The organism is Rhizobium sp. N621 (assembly GCF_001664325.1).
Taxonomy (GTDB): domain Bacteria; phylum Pseudomonadota; class Alphaproteobacteria; order Rhizobiales; family Rhizobiaceae; genus Rhizobium; species Rhizobium esperanzae.
In genome coordinates this window covers 3,351,899-3,366,362 of record NZ_CP013495.1, presented here as the reverse complement: position 1 = coordinate 3,366,362, position 14,464 = coordinate 3,351,899, and the positions used below count along the sequence as shown (strand labels likewise).

The following is a 14,464-nucleotide window of genomic DNA, read 5'->3' as shown; positions in this document are numbered from 1 at the left end:
CGATCATGAAAATTCCTTCCCTTCCCACACTCCTGAGCTTTAATGGGGGCTATGTCGACACACTCGGTTTCCTGTCGCTTTCCGGACTGTTCACCGCCCATGTAACCGGAAATTTCGTCACACTAGGTGCCACGTTGGCGCACGGTCTGGACGGAGCATTGGCAAAACTCCTGGCGCTACCGATGTTCTGTCTGGTCGTCTTTGTATCACGTCTGGTCCGCCTGAAACTTCAAAGTCGGGATCGCTCACCCATCCGGCCAATGCTGGTCGTCAAGCTGCTGCTGTTTGTGGGAGTTGCTGCCTACGCACTCTATCATGGCCCCTTTCGTTCTGAAGAAGGCGCCGTCACGCTGGCGGTCGGCATGGCCCTGGTTTCGGCGATGGCCATTCAGAATGGGCTTCACAAGGCGCATCTGTCGAAGGCGCCGCCTTCCACGCTGATGACCGGAACGACCACGCAGATCATGCTCGATCTCGCGGACATTCTGGCTGATCCTAAAGCCGACGAAGTCGTGACAGCGAAAGCACGGGTCAAAAAGATGGCAGCAGCCGTCGCGACCTTCGCCCTCGGCTGCGGTGTCGGCGCTGTCGGTTACATGTACGCTCCCGCAGCGGCGTTCAGCCTGCCTGCGGTACTTGCCACGGTCGCGCTCTTTGCAAGCAGCGCAGGTGCCGAGTCCTCAAACCCGACAGCCCCTTCGATATTGATCCGTCAAATCTAAAAGGGCACCACTATGGACATCGGTAGTGAAGCAGGCGGCGTCGCCAGCCTGATCGCCCCCATTCTGAAACCGCTTGCGACCGGGCTGGAATTCTTCGGCGTTGGCGTGATTTTGGTCGGCGTTCTGATCGCGACCGTCGGCTACGCGCGTGATGTCTTCTCTACCGAGCAACGCGAGGCTTACGAACGCTACCGCGCCAATCTCGGTCGCGGGATCTTGCTCGGCCTGGAGATCCTGATCGGTGCGGACATCATCGCCACGATCATCTCACCCCTAACCTGGGAAAGTGTCGGTCTTCTTGGCCTGATCGTGCTTATCCGGACGTTTCTCAGCTTCTCCCTGGAAGCCGAGATCGACGGCCAGTGGCCGTGGACGAAGAACTCGACCCCGCCAGCACACTCCCGCTCGCCATCATCCTCGCTGCCTGATGTGCGCTGATATCATCCCCATGCATTCGATCATATATCATAACCATACTTCTTTGCGGATTCGGCGAAGATCGAGCGATTTCGATGACGGAGGGCGGTCTTCAGAGCGCGTGAACAAGCCCGCGGCACGACTTCGAGTCCTGTTCCGGAAAGAAGCGCGAGCACTTTATGGCGGGACCTCAGGAGTTGCCATAGAAGTACTAGGCGTTCCCAGTCCGCACTTATGGTGGCACAGTCCTCGTTTAGTGGTAGCTAATCCGCACTTATGTGGCGGTCCAGAGTTGATTTGTTTTAGAGCAACACATATGTCCGGATTCCCGCCCTCTGAAAACATTGAATAATCGCGGTTGCCACCAGTCAAATGCCCGGACGGGTTCGCCATAAGACCGGACGGGATCTGTCATAAACACCATAAGACCGGATTCTTCTCCACACGGCTCTTCAGGATCTTTCGCATGAAAAAGGGGCCAACCGTATGATCACGGCGGCCCCTTGCGTGTGGCTGGTCGGCAGAGTTTAGACTGTCAAATCGATTTCGCGGTAGAACTGTTGCGCGGAAGCAATGTGCGGATATGCCAGTGGACGGCGTCGAGTGCCGATCTGACGACCTTTATATCGTCCGCCCCGCGCATCCTGAATTTCGCTTGTTGAGTTTCACCCTTGGTCTGCCACTTGAAGCCCTTCAACGCTTCGACAAAAACCTCCCGGTTCTCATCGAACGCCTTCCATTCTCGGACCTTCTTGGGAGCGAACCCCTTCAGCACGACCACGCTATCTTTTTCGGCGAGGACCTCGAAGAAGCACCGACGGCTTGCAAGGTAAAGTTTTTGCGCTCGAACTCCGATCCTTGGCGGCATGTGGAAGGCGCAGTAGCCTTCCTCGTATGCTGCCTTGAAATCATTCCAGATCTGCTGCGCGGCTTCTGAAGCGACTATCTGCGACGTCTTTCCTGTCAACCGCTCGAGGTCAGTCCTGGCGATGATGGTGTCGTAGTACTCGGCTCCGTTCTTGAACCGGATTGGAATGCCTGATCTTTCGGCGCCGAGGACAACCTTCAGCGGGCTTCTTACTCCGAGATCCCGATAATGGAGCGCGGCCTTCACAAAGGTAGCGTGGAATGTCTCGACCGAGTCCCTTTCCAGCCATTCAGGATTCTCACGTGAGTTTCTGATTGCTCCCTGCCGGACGAGGAAACGGATCGTTCGAGGATGCAGCGAGGTCAGAACGGACGCCTCGGTTCTGGTCATCTTTCCTTCTGGCGGTTTCTTCCAGCGGGGCCGCCGACGTGCCCGGCGCGCAAGTTCGGCGACGTGGAACCGCCAGCCTGAGATGCCTCGCTTACTCCGGTCAATGGTGGAGATGACGATGTCGCCGCGAAGCACTCGCTCCACGATCTCCTGTGGTGGCATCTTCTCACGCTGGTGGAAAGTACTCAGTGTGTATACCGAGTGCGTCTCGCCAGTGACAGGCAAGTCGTCCATCTTTTGAAGAAGCGCCATCACATCGCTGCGAGGGATGAGAATACGCACGGCGTTCCGGCGAGCTATGCGGCTGTATCCCCGCAGCCGTCCAAATCTGACGAGCCCCCAGACGACTGTGCGACTGCAACCCAGAAGTCGCGCGGCCTCCTTCTCGGAGATGAGATCGCCGACGAAGGCGTCCACAACGGCGACCGTCTCATCGTCGAAATGGCTGACTCTGCCTTTCGCTGACACTGGAACTCCGATGGACTCCAGCACCGCTCGCATGCCTTTCTTGTGCAGGTTATGCCGGGCTGCGAGTTCCGTCAGAAGAATCTCGCGATGTTCGACGCCGTCGATGCCGTGCACGGCCGCCCTTCCGATCCGACCGTTGCGCGCGAACGCGATCTTCATTGCGGTGTTCACTGGCCGCATGGTCCTGAGCATCTTGATGCGAGTGCCTCTGCGCGCCCAGCCAAAGGCCGTCTCGATGCCGGAATTGCGCTGCTCCTGATCAGTGTGTTGCAGCAGCCAGTTCTCGAGATGCTGTTCGAGCTGGCTTCGGGACCCTCGCAGTGCCTCGAATCCTTTCTCCCATTGACCCAGGAATGCCCTCGGAGTGCGCACCGTGCGCTCGTTGGCGAGCAGACGACCGACGAATTCGCACCAGTCGATGACGCGGTCGAGCGGAAGGTCGTCGAGGAGGGGACGTTCGATTGGCGACTGGGCGAATCCGAGCCTCTGGATGATGTAGTATTCGAACGAAGAGTACTCGGGATCGGATCGCATGGGGCGTCCGGTTTCCTGCCCGAAGCGATCGACTGCGAAAAACGGCCAGGACCACGCCTGCCGTCTTCCGAGATCATCCTTCTCGACCAGATCGCAGCGGTGGAAGGGGCATCGTCTGAACGAGGTGATCTCCCACCAAGCCCGGTGATAGGGATCTTCCTCGATGCAGCCGGGGCAGTATCGACGAAACTTGGTCGAAACGTTGTGAGCCATCAGCCGTTCGCCTCCCAGATGGAAGTAGCCGCGAGACTTTGTGAGAGTCGAATGCAGAACCCGTTGCCGGGTGCTCTCCGGCATGGGCATCTCACGCAGGAGCGCGTCCGCCTTCTCCACCAGTGTGCCTTGCTTCCCGTCCATCACGCGGTCGAGATACACCCGCGGCGAGCGATGGAACTCCTCCCCGATGCGGCGAATGATGTAGGCGTGGGCTGGCTCGGCTTCTCGAGGATCAGAATGGAAGGTGAAGGGGTCGATCATGCGGTCTCGCACAGGCTGGCCTCCTCATCTTCCGACGAAAGCCTGGTGAAATACTTGTAGGTGTCGTCCTGGAAGCGGTCGTCGGCCTCCGCCTTGAGATGCTTGAGTTCGATGGAGTCGGAGCCGTCCGCGATGGCCATGATCGCAGCGTCGACTACGATGTTCATCACGAGACCGATAATTCCGTTTGAAATCCTCCAGAAGTCTTCGACCACGCAGCGGTTTGTCAGCACGGAGGCCGACTTGAAGGGCAGCCGCTTGTCGACGGAGTTCATCATGTTCCAGAATGCCTTGCCATTGCTCTGGATCGGTTTGACGATGTGCTTCGGGAAGGCGCCGCGACGAAGAAGATGGCCGTTCTGCTTCATGTACTCCTCGATGGAGCGCTCGCCGCTGAGAAGGACGTTCATCCTCCCCGTATCGGTGATGCATTTCACAAGATCGAAGAAATCGCCCGCAGCCCGGTTGAATAGCATGAACTGCGCATCGTCAAAGATCACAAGCTCGGTCTCGGCACGCAGTAGCCTGCTGACGGATGCGTCCTTGGCATCGTCCATGTTGTTGTAGCTGACGGAATGTGCTCCTGCGCCGCGCTGCAACAGGTTGGTTACGGAGCGGATGGTGGGCTTAGGCGATACTGGCACGTACACGACGCGGAAACGCTTGCTGCCCGTTTCGGCGATCTCCATCGGATAGAAGGATGCGTAGGACTGGCAGGCGTAACTCTTGCCCGCTCTGATTTCACCGAGCAGCCCGATGACCCTTCCCCGCGAGTGATTTCCCTTGGGGTTTGGCCGATGCCGCCGCTTGATGAACGCCACCGCCTCCTCGTAGGGAGCGAATGGAACCAGGAGATCACGTACCATATCTTCGCGGTCTGGATCGGGGAGGAGGCTCACCTTCCGGCGAGCCTCCTTGGTATCGAACGCGGTGGTGTGAAACTGGGGAATTTCGAACTTCATCTTGGCTACCCCCTTCTAAACGTCATAGCCGTCGGCATCATCGTCATCGCCGACCAAAGCTTCCGTCACCACAGCGGGTTTCGCTGGCTTTCGCATTGCTTCCGGCAGCACGGCCTTGGCACGGGGGGATTTCGGCGGTTTCGGCCGCGTGGTTTCCGGGTTGGCGAGTTCCATGAGATCGGAACCGCTGGTAAGGGTCGACATGTCGATGATGCGGGCGGCGCCGAATTTTCCGACCTGCGCCTCGAAGAACTGCGCGACCTTCCGGGCGATGTCGTATTTCCTGCGGCTCTTCTTGAGGTCGAGGATCTCCTGCGCGAGCGCGTCCTGTGCCTCGATGAGATCGAGAGCGTTCTTCAGCTTCTTGTTCTGCTCCCGGCGGTAGTCCATGATCCGGCGGTGCTGGAACAGCCGCAGGCCGGGCGCGTACTTGGCGCCAGCCCCCTGCGCCAGGAGTTCGATCATCTTGTTGCGATACGGATCCTCCAGCCAGACGTGGCCGACGTCGTTCGGATCCCGCACCAGGCGGTACCTCTTGCCCCTGAAGTGCTTGGGGTTCGTCCGGACCAGCATCAGCTCCGGGCTGGAATAGTGGACGTAGTCCTTGCGCACGCCATCCGACTGGATCGTCACCATCGTCGACATGCCTGCGAGGCGGGCGAAGACGTCGCGGTCGATCAGCGGGCGGCGCGGCGCCTTGCGAATGCCTTCGTTCCAGATATCCGCGGGAACGGCTTCGACGGCGTTGGTCTCGCCAAGGCCCACGCGGGGTTCATAGGGGTGGATGTTGCAGAAGTAATGGGCGAGGAATCCGCGGAACTCGGAGAACTTCAGCACCGGAACCGCCATCTCCTTCTCCTTGTCGAACTTCTTTCGCTTGTCAGGAGAGGAGGTGGTCGCACCTGCGAGGGAGTGGATGAAGGCTGTGCCGAGCGTACGGAACAAGCGCTCCAGGCTTCCCTTCAGCCACGGGTTTCCCGGCCGATACTCGACGAGCTTGTAGCCGATCTGGCGGGCGGCATTCTCTGCATCCTTCTGAATCAGGGGCTGCTCGTTGTCGACGCCGATCGACAGCGGGAAGCCACCGAAATGGTATTCCATGCCCTCGGGAAGGTCTGTCTTCTCGAAGATGGCGTGTTGGAGCGCTTCGAGGAACAGCGTGAAGGACGGATTGCCGAACCCGACCGACCAGCCCAGCGGCAGCGCCGTGAAACGATCCGTCAGCACGCAGGCCCACGGCTTGCCGAAGGCGATCTCGAGGATGTCGTCGATGATTTCGACGGGATACTGGACGAAGTCGGCATCGACCCGCTCCAGAGGTGCCGTAGCCCTGACGGTGCGGAGATAGTCGGCGTGAACACGCTGGGCGTAATCCGGCCCGTGCCGAAGCAGATCCTTGACGTAAAGATTACAGCCCTTGATCGTCCTCGACAGGAAGCCCTGTTTCAGAAGGAAGTGGCCCTCCACGTCGACGACGTATTTCCTGAGATGGTGATATTTCTCGCCCGTCTTCACGAGCCGCTTCACCTCTGACCGCACCATCTTCCAGGTGCCAAGGTTTGCGATGGTCGTGAACACGGCCTCGCGGACAAGGTTATAGATTTCCGAATGGAAGCGCTTGGATCGGTTGCCGGGCCGCGGCTTCGGCATCTGGTTAAGGAGGCGGTCGAACTGTGTGCCCTCGCGATCCTGCTTCAGGCGGTCGAACGTCTGCGAGCGACCAAGGGGCGGCTTGCCGATCCTTTCCCCTAGCTTCACCATCACGGCCTGCATCTGCTTCCATGTCAGCTTGCGGCCACGCTTGACCTCTTCGTCGATGATCGCGTCGATCATCTGCGTCTTCCACTCGGAGAAAGCGATGTCCTCCTCGCGATAGCTGAGCGAGGCGCCGGGCAAGTTCTTCTTCGGATCCTCTGTCAGCGGGCGGATACGGCGTTCGGACTGCAGATGGGCGATCTTCGAGTCCGAGAGCAGCAGGGATTGGTTGCTCCCGGTATGGACGAGATGGAGCATCTTCTTCGACGAGCTGGTCGTCGGCACGTAGCCGTTGGTCAGGAAGAGCCCATAGCTTCTCCTGTCTTCGTCGAGGACCATGATGCGGGTGCGATCCCTGATCTCGAACACCTGTTCCAGCCCCGTCCAGGTGCCTTCGGGGATTTCATGGATGCCAAGATCGTCGATGGTCTGGATTTCGCGCAGGCCAAGCGGGATTTCGATTTCGTTCGACATGGTTCAGTCCTTCCTAGTCACGATGGAGTCGATGGTGAGGGGCATGGAGTGGTCGAGCCGGACCTTGCCCGCGGCGGCCAGCTGGAGCACGGCGGTGTAGGTCGGGTTCACGTCCTGCATGAGCTTCGCATCCTCGATCGGCTGGTCTGCAAAGCGCGAGGTCACGGCATTCGGGCTGACGCGCCGCATGAGTTGGCCGATCGTCGCCGGGAGCCGACCGTTCATGATCTGGAGACGGACCTCGGCGATGCCCGGATGCTGTCCGTTTTCGTGCATGTGCTTCCAGATCTCGCAGACATTGTGCCAGCGAGGCTGCAGATGGATCGAGCACTCGTCCTGGACCACGTAATGGGCATCCAGCGCGAGCAGGGCGGCGGCGATCCCGGCCTTTCTCCGTTCGAAAACCTGTTTGCGTAGCCGCTTCTGGATGTTGATCGGCTCGTAGTCGATCACGAGGACTCGTCCGCTCGCCGAGAGAGTGGCGAGGTCCGGAATGTGCGTGCGCGTCACGATCTGACCGTTGCCGCGTTTGATCTGGTAGGTAATTTCCAGCGGATACTCGGCGACGCGGATGATGTCCGGCGTAACGTCCACATGGGTGAGGCCGTCGGCCATCAGTGGCTGACGAGCTCGGATCATCCCATTCCGTGCTGCTTTCTTTGTCGGGTGGTTGACGATGATCGTCTTATGCCGGGCGCGCTTTTTGAATTCCCGCTTTGGTTCGTGCTTGCGGCCGAAGATCTCGCGCCACATGGCGTCGATGACGTTCTCGCGCGGTTTGACGTGCATTCGAGGTGTTGAAGTCATGAGTCTTCCCTTCACGCCCGGATGCGATCCGCGGCATGCTGTTTCTGATTTTGGCTTCGAAATCTGGGTGAGGTGTCTGGTGCTAGTTGAGGGTTGGTTTGACGAACTTGGCCGCCGGGGCAGTCTTGCAGCCGTCCGCCCACGCGTCAGCGGGCGTGGGACCGTCTATCGACTGTCCTCGCTGTTGCTTCTTGGCCTTCGAGCGCTGGAGCTTGAGAAATTCCTTGAGGAAGAACTCTTCGACCTCCGCAATGGTCATCGTAGGGGTCAGGATTTTTTTCTTCCTTGTATTCCGGCGCTTGGACATAGCTTCTCCGTTCGCGCCGAGAGCGTTCTCGGCGACGTGTTGGCAAGATTACTGTCTGCATGCGTGTCGCTCGGGGCGTCCGATCAACCCCTGTTACGAGAACACAGATTGAACGAAAATCAAGTGGGGCTCGGCTCGAACAACGTCGGCCAACTCACTGAGAACGCATTGTTTTCCGGAATTTTCGCTCTGCTTTCGCCGAAGGATCCGCTCATGAGTTCATTGCTGTGGGGCGGCTGAACAGTATGTTAGAAGTGTTGTGCAGAATTTCCAATCCTTCGGCAGGCACAGGCTGAAGTGCAGGCTGTGCCTGCCATTAGCGGCGGCGCGAAAGATTCACGTTCAGGATTCGAGCACGAGTTCAGCAGCCGCCAAGATCATGGGCGGGTCGCGGGCGTCGTTACCGACGGGAAAGTCGTATTCGCATTGCCATCGTGGCGCCTCCGTCATGGAGCGGGTGTTCGTGCAGGCGAGTGCATATGTTCCTGGTTTGTTCGGTATGTCAAGAGCCTGGACCGGTATTATGATACCGGTTGCCGCAGCCGGTTCCCCGGGATACCTTCCGTTTCGGCGGTACGCGCGAGCATCGAGAGAGGGACAATGTCGGCGAAATGAGCAGCAAGGGCTACGAGATAGGCGGACTTCCAGTTTGGTACCATCCTCTGCGGGTGGACATGTGGGCGGCCCTTGGCGATGTCCAGCGTGCTAACCTCCGCGAACGGGTGCGCATCGAGCAGTCCGCAGCCGGAGCTGACGCCTCCGAAAGTGCGGTCGATAAAATATACAGGCAGGCGGAATACGCGGATCGGCGGAAGCGTGGCGACTACAGCCTGCAGTCATTCCTGCGACAAATCCGACGCCATCACATCTCGAACGGTGGGCTGATCTTCGACATGGCGTCTCTCGGACCTCACCTAGAGGCGACATGGGCCGATGGCATCACTCTGAAGAACGTCTTCCCGTGGCGGACAGCCATCTATGTTCATGTCGGGGCAACCCTCGAGTACGACCGGGAGAATCCTGCCAGCCTGATAGAGGGCTTCTACATAAACCATAGCGACAGTCCGGTCCGTGGTTGGCTGCTGACTTTTGTGACGAATCATCCGGACTGGGAACGCCGTGCACATCACATGCCAAGCCACACCCGGAAGAGCTACATAGCCTTCGCGATACCTGAGAATGCCGACATAGCTCAGATCGACTACGCGAAGCTCAAGATCCGGGGAGACAAGGATCTCGCAAAACAGGCGAGCCTCTGGCACCTCGCGCGGCTCGCAACGAACGCCATGCTTTACTTGTCTCGCGCCCGCCCGGACGTACAGGGGACGATGTCGATGTTTCGGACGGAAACGAGCGACACGAACCGGACAGAGATCTACGAGTGCGGCTGCGATGAGGTCGATTGGGACATCGACTGGTCGAATGCAACGCTGATGCCGGGAAGATGGATCGTAGACGACCCCGGCGGTGACAGAACGCCGATGGTGACGCGTTGGGTGCCGCCAAGGCTCGTACTTCCGCAGGAACGGGAAAAGTTTCTTCAAGACGGCGGGAAGGTGTTGGAGTTTAAGGCGAGGAAAAGGTAGAGGCCCGTTGGCTTTACCCTTGTGAAACGAACTTTCTCTACTCCGAACAATCGGAGCGCACATGTATATCGTTTTCTTTACCTACGATTTGGATGTTTTCTTTTTCGGAGCAACTACTGGAGGGACCCTCACGAGGGCTTCGAAGTCACGCGACGAGGTCGCCCTGGAACTTGTCGAGCTGCAGTTCGCGGAGAACGAGAGAAGCGGGGAGGTACATCAAGATATCGGGCCGCGAGACATTCCTCACCGACAGGCATTTGCCCGGCGAGAATGTCGCTTTATCGAAGGCAAGTGGGTAATCGTTGACGAAATCGAAGGCGCGATGACTGTTTTCGTGGAGTTCGAGCAGGGCACCTACTACCTTCTTATGAAAGAGAACCATCGCGAAGTCCATATGGCGACGTCGCCTGAACAAGCGAGCGCATTTGCGGACTATCTCGCTCAAGGCCGCAAGATCAAGTAGCCAATGTAGCGCGGTACGCCTGTGCCGCGTCGACGCGTGTCTTCTCGATGTGTCCACTCGCGACAAGGGATGCTACCGTAGACCGGCTCAGATCGAGGAGGGCGCCGCTACCGTGCTGAGACTCGATTTGTTCATATTCGCGGAGTTGCTCGTTGAGTTCTTTGACGAGCGCACTGTCTGAGGTCGGCAGCTCAGCGTTTAATTGCCTCTTGGCATTCGTGGCGGACACAACGTCTCCGACGTCCAGTGAGCATTCAAAGTACCGTACCGTTTGATCTGTTCCACGCATGTCGGCGTCTGCTCCTTTTGATCATTTGATGCTCGGGTGACTCTGGACCGGCATCAAGTGAAAAGTCCGGTTGTTCCCTCTTCGAGAGAAAGGGGAGCCCGAGCTGAGCACCACAGGTCATCGGTGTTCTTGGAGGTTCTGGTTTCTCACGTGCGGCGAAGGTTGACGGCGGCAAGCTGCCTGAGCCATCTTTTCCGTCTGTCGTTGTGGTACGAACGATTGTGGCCAGGGGAAAGCATGCCGCTTCGATGCATATCGAGTGAAGGCGACGAGCTGTCGTTCGAACACGACGCGGATTCATGGGCAGCTCTCCGTGAACGGAATGCTCGCGAACGCCATCTGAGCTTCACCTGTTGCAATGCCGGGGTGATCCTCAAGACCTCATCGCTTGGAACCCGCTATTTCGCACACCAAGTCCGCGGTGGCTGTGATACCGCTCCCGAAACCCAGGAGCACCTCCGGGCGAAGACGATCATCTGCAAGGCGCTCAAGGACGCCGGCTGGATTGCAACCCCGGAGCACCGGATGATAGATGCCGCCGGCGTTTGTATTGCCGATGTTCTAGGGAAGCGCTCGGCCGAAGCTTCGAAGGGGATCGCATTCGAAGTGCAGTGGTCGCCGCAGTTGGCGGAGATCACCAACGCTCGGACGGTACGATATAATGGACATGGCCTCAGGTCACTCTGGTTCATGAAGAGGCCGATGCCTCTCAATTCGAGGGACGTCCCCGTCACAAGGCTGGTTCCCACAGACGACGGGTTCGACATCTACATTCCGAGCGAGGTGCTCGTCCGCGGTGCGGAGTACATGAGCTCCAGGGAGGTCGCCGATCTGGCGTCCTGGCGTCGATGTGGAACGCTGGCCGAGTTCGTTCGTGGAGCTGTCGAGGGACGCTTCAGGTTTGGTCTCGCCAGTGAGTTTGATGTCCGCCTGACCGTCGGCGGAGTGGCCAACTGGTGCTACTCCTGCGGCGCCGAGGTTCAACCAGCTACGTGGATCGTCCTCGATCTCGGCCACCTTAACCCTGACTTTCCGAACATTCTCGTCGAGATCCACGAGTTGGGCGAAGTCGAAGGCAGCCTTGCCGAGCGGATTCTGGAAAGCATCAACGCGCGCCTCCCAAGTGTCGGGGGCTATCGGCTCGGCCAGCGCAAGCCCAAGGAATCCACGGCCACCTACCTCGCCAACATATGCGGGTGCGGTGCCTTCCTTTCACGCTCGTATCTCCCGTATCCGTCGGACAAGGACAGGGTACTGCTCGAATTCGATCTGAAAACCAATGCTGAAGAAGTGGCACCTTTTTACGAGGTGAGAGACCGTTGGTGTTTCATCGATCGGGCGAACCCTCCTTCGAAGCCGATGCTGGGCGTGCACGGTTTCGGCATCCCGAGAATTACTCTCACGCGGCTTCAAGCGAGTAGCTCGTCCGCTGACGGGCCACTCGGCAAGGTACGACACGTGGGATATGCTGACATTGAAACAGATTAAAGTCGTGCTACTGCTGACGGCGCGGCGTTGAACTACCTCATGCTTATCGTACTGAAGGATTTTCCGGACTCTTTTGCACGAAGCAGTTCGGGCATGTTCTCTCCAGCGAAAGGAGAATGCCCATGAATGTTCAGGAACTGCTTCACAAGGTTGCTCAGTCTGCCGACAAGCGTGTCGACGTGCCTACGGCTCCGCCCATCGAACTGGTAGCGCTCATTGTCCGGTGGGCGCGGGATCTTCGTCAATGGAAGGTTTCGACGCTGGCCGACTTCGCCACCGTCTCAGTCTCGACTGTGGAGCGCGTGGAACGCGGAGAGCGCGTTAGCGAAGACGCTCTCGATCGGATCGCGCTCGCGCTGGGATACGAAAAGGGTGCCTTTCACGAGCCGAGACTGCCCATTGGTCCTGAAGCCGTCGCCGAGCAGATGGTGGAGACATATGCCCACCTCGAACCTGTGGATGTCTCCCCCATGAAGACGCAACGGGCAGTGCGGGAGGCAGCGCAGTGCCAGGCTTTCCTTGTACACAGGCCCGGCGTGCCGGACATCTATGATCAAGAGATCGCCGCCCTGACCGAATGGCTAGACTTCGCGTCCTTCGAACTCTCCGACGATATCGAAATTGAAGGCGGGGAGGAGATCCCGCGGCGGCGCCTCTACAGCGACATTCTCTCGTGCGTCTCGGAGCTGGAACGGCGGGGTCTGACCGTGCTCAGTGGCGTGATGTCCGCACCGCAACCCGGCTTGCCGGATTGGACGGTAGCGGTGCTATCGATCACCCCGAAACTGACCGATCCCGGAGCGGCGAAACGAAAGCAGGTCTTCGTAGATAAACGGCATGTCGCCATGCCAAATCTAGGATTTGCCGACGTCGACTAAACGTTGCACGATGATAAACCCGGCGCGTGCAAAGACTAGCGCGTCGGCCCTGACGCCCTCACGATGTCGAACGCTTCCTCGACGTGCTCGTGGGTTAGCCGGAGGCGGACTTCTGGAAGAGTGCTGCCATTCGTTCTCGGGGGCGGGCTGCCGAAGTAATCTGGGCGGTTCTTGAGAAGTGTTTGATCGACACGACGGCTGTTGTGCTTCAGGACATTGTTGAGACGGTTTAGATTGGGTAGTTGCGGGCTCACTGAGTACAGCCGCCGAGCCCCCTCTTTCAGGGCAGGAAACTTGTGTTCGAATCCGTGCAGCCCCGTCCACACTCGCGCGGACCGTTCCCAGTAATGAAAGGCGCTCGTGATGAATGCTTCCCGGACGACGCTGACGGCTAGGATCGCTTCCAACTCCGCGTGTGCGAGCGAGTTCGCGGTGGAAAAGATCAGGATGCCATCCTCATCATATTCTCGATCATCGGCACCGCTTTTCAAATACTGCGCACACGCGAGGGTCGCTTCACTGACCGCCTTGTTGATCGTGTCGGCCGATGCCCGATAGGCATCACAGATGCGGTCGATACCTGCCTGATATTGGAAGGCTTTGAAGCTCTCGGGTAAAAGCACCATGGACGCTTAGATTTCCTCAGCTCATGCGGGAAAGGATCCCATCCAAATAGATTATCCTGGAATTCTCCATCGGCCTGATAGGCTAGCGGCCTTGCCTTCGAAATGCAGGAGCGCCAGTAAAATCTTACGACGGGCCTGGAAGGGCTACTTCTTCTTGAGCCGAACGAGGATCGTCTTTGGATTTTCCGAAGAGCGCTCAACATCGACGATGCCGGACGACTTCACGAGGTCACTCAATCGAGGAAAGCCGTAGTTTCGGGCGTCAAAGTCCGGTGCCTGCTTCGCAAGGTGTCCGCCAACTTGGGCCAGATTAGCCCGACCGTCTTCATCCGCAGTTGCAACAATGGCCTTAATCAGCATGTCTTGGGCTGCCTTGTTCAAGCCTGCTTTTTTGGCAGGCTGTTTGGCCGGGGAAGGTTTCACTTCGGTTTGCTGTTGTGTCGGGGCGGCCGCTTGGTCAGCTTCTTCCGCCTGCGTATTGAGAACATCGAAATACACGAACTTGTCGCAGGCCGTGATGAAGGGGCGCGGCGTCTTGCGTTCTCCGAACCCGTAGACCGTGACGCCCTGTTCGCGGATCCTTGCTGCTAAACGTGCGAAATCGCTGTCACTGGAGACAATGCAGAACCCGGAGAAGCGTCCAGTGTATAGAAGGTCCATGGCATCGATGATCATGGCGCCGTCGGTAGCGTTCTTCCCTGTCGTGTAGGCGAACTGCTGTATTGGTTGAATGGAATGTTCGAGGAGGCAGTCTTTCCAGCCCTTGAGGTTCGGGCCTGTCCAGTCGCCATAGACCCGCTTTACGCTCGCTACGCCGTAGTTCGCAATTTCTGCCATCAGGCCAACCACGATCTTTGGTGATGCGTTGTCACCATCGATCAGCAGTGCTAGCGGCCCCGAATTTTCAGTCGCCATTCAACGATCCCCGTCCTTCGCCTCACCGTGCCAGAAAG

Annotated in this window: 13 protein-coding genes; 7 read left to right on the top strand and 6 right to left on the bottom strand. The window is 58.5% G+C overall.

What is annotated here, in order from left to right:
- Positions 1–5: 5 nt before the first annotated feature.
- Together AMK00_RS16350 and AMK00_RS16345 are read left to right on the top strand one after the other, a co-directional pair.
- Positions 6–722, top strand: coding sequence for a YoaK family protein (locus AMK00_RS16350; RefSeq protein WP_064811742.1), 717 nt, complete (start codon positions 6–8; stop codon positions 720–722).
- 12 nt (positions 723–734) lie between these two features.
- Positions 735–1,160 (top strand): DUF1622 domain-containing protein, encoded by a 426-nt coding sequence (locus AMK00_RS16345; RefSeq protein ID WP_064811090.1) that lies wholly within the window; start codon positions 735–737, stop codon positions 1,158–1,160.
- 514 nt (positions 1,161–1,674) lie between these two features.
- Here AMK00_RS16345 and AMK00_RS16340 read toward each other — a convergent pair.
- The 4 genes from AMK00_RS16340 to AMK00_RS16325 are packed head-to-tail and all read right to left on the bottom strand — an operon-like array spanning position 1,675 to position 7,874.
- Positions 1,675–3,876 carry a helix-turn-helix domain-containing protein gene (locus AMK00_RS16340; RefSeq protein ID WP_064811089.1) on the bottom strand — a complete coding sequence of 734 codons (2,202 nt, stop codon included), beginning with the start codon at positions 3,874–3,876 and terminating at the stop codon, positions 1,675–1,677.
- Positions 3,873–4,838, bottom strand: a complete 966-nt coding sequence (locus AMK00_RS16335; protein WP_064811088.1) for a TniB family NTP-binding protein — start codon at positions 4,836–4,838, stop codon at positions 3,873–3,875. The genes AMK00_RS16340 and AMK00_RS16335 overlap by 4 nt, the downstream gene beginning before the upstream one ends.
- Positions 4,839–4,853: 15 nt before the next feature.
- Entirely contained in the window at positions 4,854–7,067 is a 2,214-nt protein-coding gene (locus AMK00_RS16330; RefSeq protein WP_064811087.1) for a Mu transposase C-terminal domain-containing protein, read from the bottom strand.
- Between the two features lie 3 nt (positions 7,068–7,070).
- Positions 7,071–7,874, bottom strand: coding sequence for a hypothetical protein (locus tag AMK00_RS16325; RefSeq protein ID WP_123876220.1), 804 nt, complete (start codon positions 7,872–7,874; stop codon positions 7,071–7,073).
- On the opposite strand from AMK00_RS16325, the gene AMK00_RS32035 reads away from it, so the two are divergent.
- The 5 genes from AMK00_RS32035 (at position 7,873) to AMK00_RS16295 (ending at position 12,885) form a co-directional block, all read left to right on the top strand.
- Positions 7,873–8,421: a hypothetical protein gene (locus tag AMK00_RS32035; protein ID WP_123876219.1), complete on the top strand. Its 549-nt coding sequence runs from the start codon at positions 7,873–7,875 to the stop codon at positions 8,419–8,421. The two genes, AMK00_RS16325 and AMK00_RS32035, sit on opposite strands and share 2 nt — an antisense overlap.
- A 371-nt stretch (positions 8,422–8,792) precedes the next feature.
- Positions 8,793–9,767, top strand: coding sequence for a hypothetical protein (locus AMK00_RS16315; protein ID WP_064811084.1), 975 nt, complete (start codon positions 8,793–8,795; stop codon positions 9,765–9,767).
- 61 nt (positions 9,768–9,828) lie between these two features.
- Positions 9,829–10,230 (top strand): hypothetical protein, encoded by a 402-nt coding sequence (locus AMK00_RS16310; RefSeq protein WP_064811083.1) that lies wholly within the window; start codon positions 9,829–9,831, stop codon positions 10,228–10,230.
- Positions 10,231–10,756: 526 nt separating this feature from the next.
- The gene (locus AMK00_RS16300) at positions 10,757–12,007 is read left to right on the top strand and encodes a competence protein CoiA (protein ID WP_064811081.1); all 1,251 of its coding nucleotides are present in this window, start codon (positions 10,757–10,759) and stop codon (positions 12,005–12,007) included.
- Between the two features lie 122 nt (positions 12,008–12,129).
- Positions 12,130–12,885: a helix-turn-helix domain-containing protein gene (locus AMK00_RS16295; protein WP_064811080.1), complete on the top strand. Its 756-nt coding sequence runs from the start codon at positions 12,130–12,132 to the stop codon at positions 12,883–12,885.
- A gap of 35 nt (positions 12,886–12,920) precedes the next feature.
- Here AMK00_RS16295 and AMK00_RS16290 read toward each other — a convergent pair whose 3' ends face one another.
- On the bottom strand, positions 12,921–13,511 hold the full coding sequence (locus tag AMK00_RS16290; protein WP_064811079.1) for a hypothetical protein: 591 nt from the start codon (positions 13,509–13,511) through the stop codon (positions 12,921–12,923).
- A 144-nt stretch (positions 13,512–13,655) separates the two neighbouring features.
- Positions 13,656–14,426 carry an NYN domain-containing protein gene (locus AMK00_RS16285; protein ID WP_064811078.1) on the bottom strand — a complete coding sequence of 257 codons (771 nt, stop codon included), beginning with the start codon at positions 14,424–14,426 and terminating at the stop codon, positions 13,656–13,658.
- Between the last annotated feature and the right edge of the window lie 38 nt (positions 14,427–14,464).

Coding starts and splice junctions, on each gene's coding strand:
- AMK00_RS16350 (WP_064811742.1), top strand. CDS start 6: ATGAAAATTCCTTCCCTTCCCACACTCCTGAGCTTTAATGGGGGCTAT.
- AMK00_RS16345 (WP_064811090.1), top strand. CDS start 735: ATGGACATCGGTAGTGAAGCAGGCGGCGTCGCCAGCCTGATCGCCCCC.
- AMK00_RS16340 (WP_064811089.1), bottom strand. CDS start 3,876: ATGATCGACCCCTTCACCTTCCATTCTGATCCTCGAGAAGCCGAGCCA.
- AMK00_RS16335 (WP_064811088.1), bottom strand. CDS start 4,838: ATGAAGTTCGAAATTCCCCAGTTTCACACCACCGCGTTCGATACCAAG.
- AMK00_RS16330 (WP_064811087.1), bottom strand. CDS start 7,067: ATGTCGAACGAAATCGAAATCCCGCTTGGCCTGCGCGAAATCCAGACC.
- AMK00_RS32035 (WP_123876219.1), top strand. CDS start 7,873: ATGAGTCTTCCCTTCACGCCCGGATGCGATCCGCGGCATGCTGTTTCT.
- AMK00_RS16325 (WP_123876220.1), bottom strand. CDS start 7,874: ATGACTTCAACACCTCGAATGCACGTCAAACCGCGCGAGAACGTCATC.
- AMK00_RS16315 (WP_064811084.1), top strand. CDS start 8,793: ATGAGCAGCAAGGGCTACGAGATAGGCGGACTTCCAGTTTGGTACCAT.
- AMK00_RS16310 (WP_064811083.1), top strand. CDS start 9,829: ATGTATATCGTTTTCTTTACCTACGATTTGGATGTTTTCTTTTTCGGA.
- AMK00_RS16300 (WP_064811081.1), top strand. CDS start 10,757: ATGCCGCTTCGATGCATATCGAGTGAAGGCGACGAGCTGTCGTTCGAA.
- AMK00_RS16295 (WP_064811080.1), top strand. CDS start 12,130: ATGAATGTTCAGGAACTGCTTCACAAGGTTGCTCAGTCTGCCGACAAG.
- AMK00_RS16290 (WP_064811079.1), bottom strand. CDS start 13,511: ATGGTGCTTTTACCCGAGAGCTTCAAAGCCTTCCAATATCAGGCAGGT.
- AMK00_RS16285 (WP_064811078.1), bottom strand. CDS start 14,426: ATGGCGACTGAAAATTCGGGGCCGCTAGCACTGCTGATCGATGGTGAC.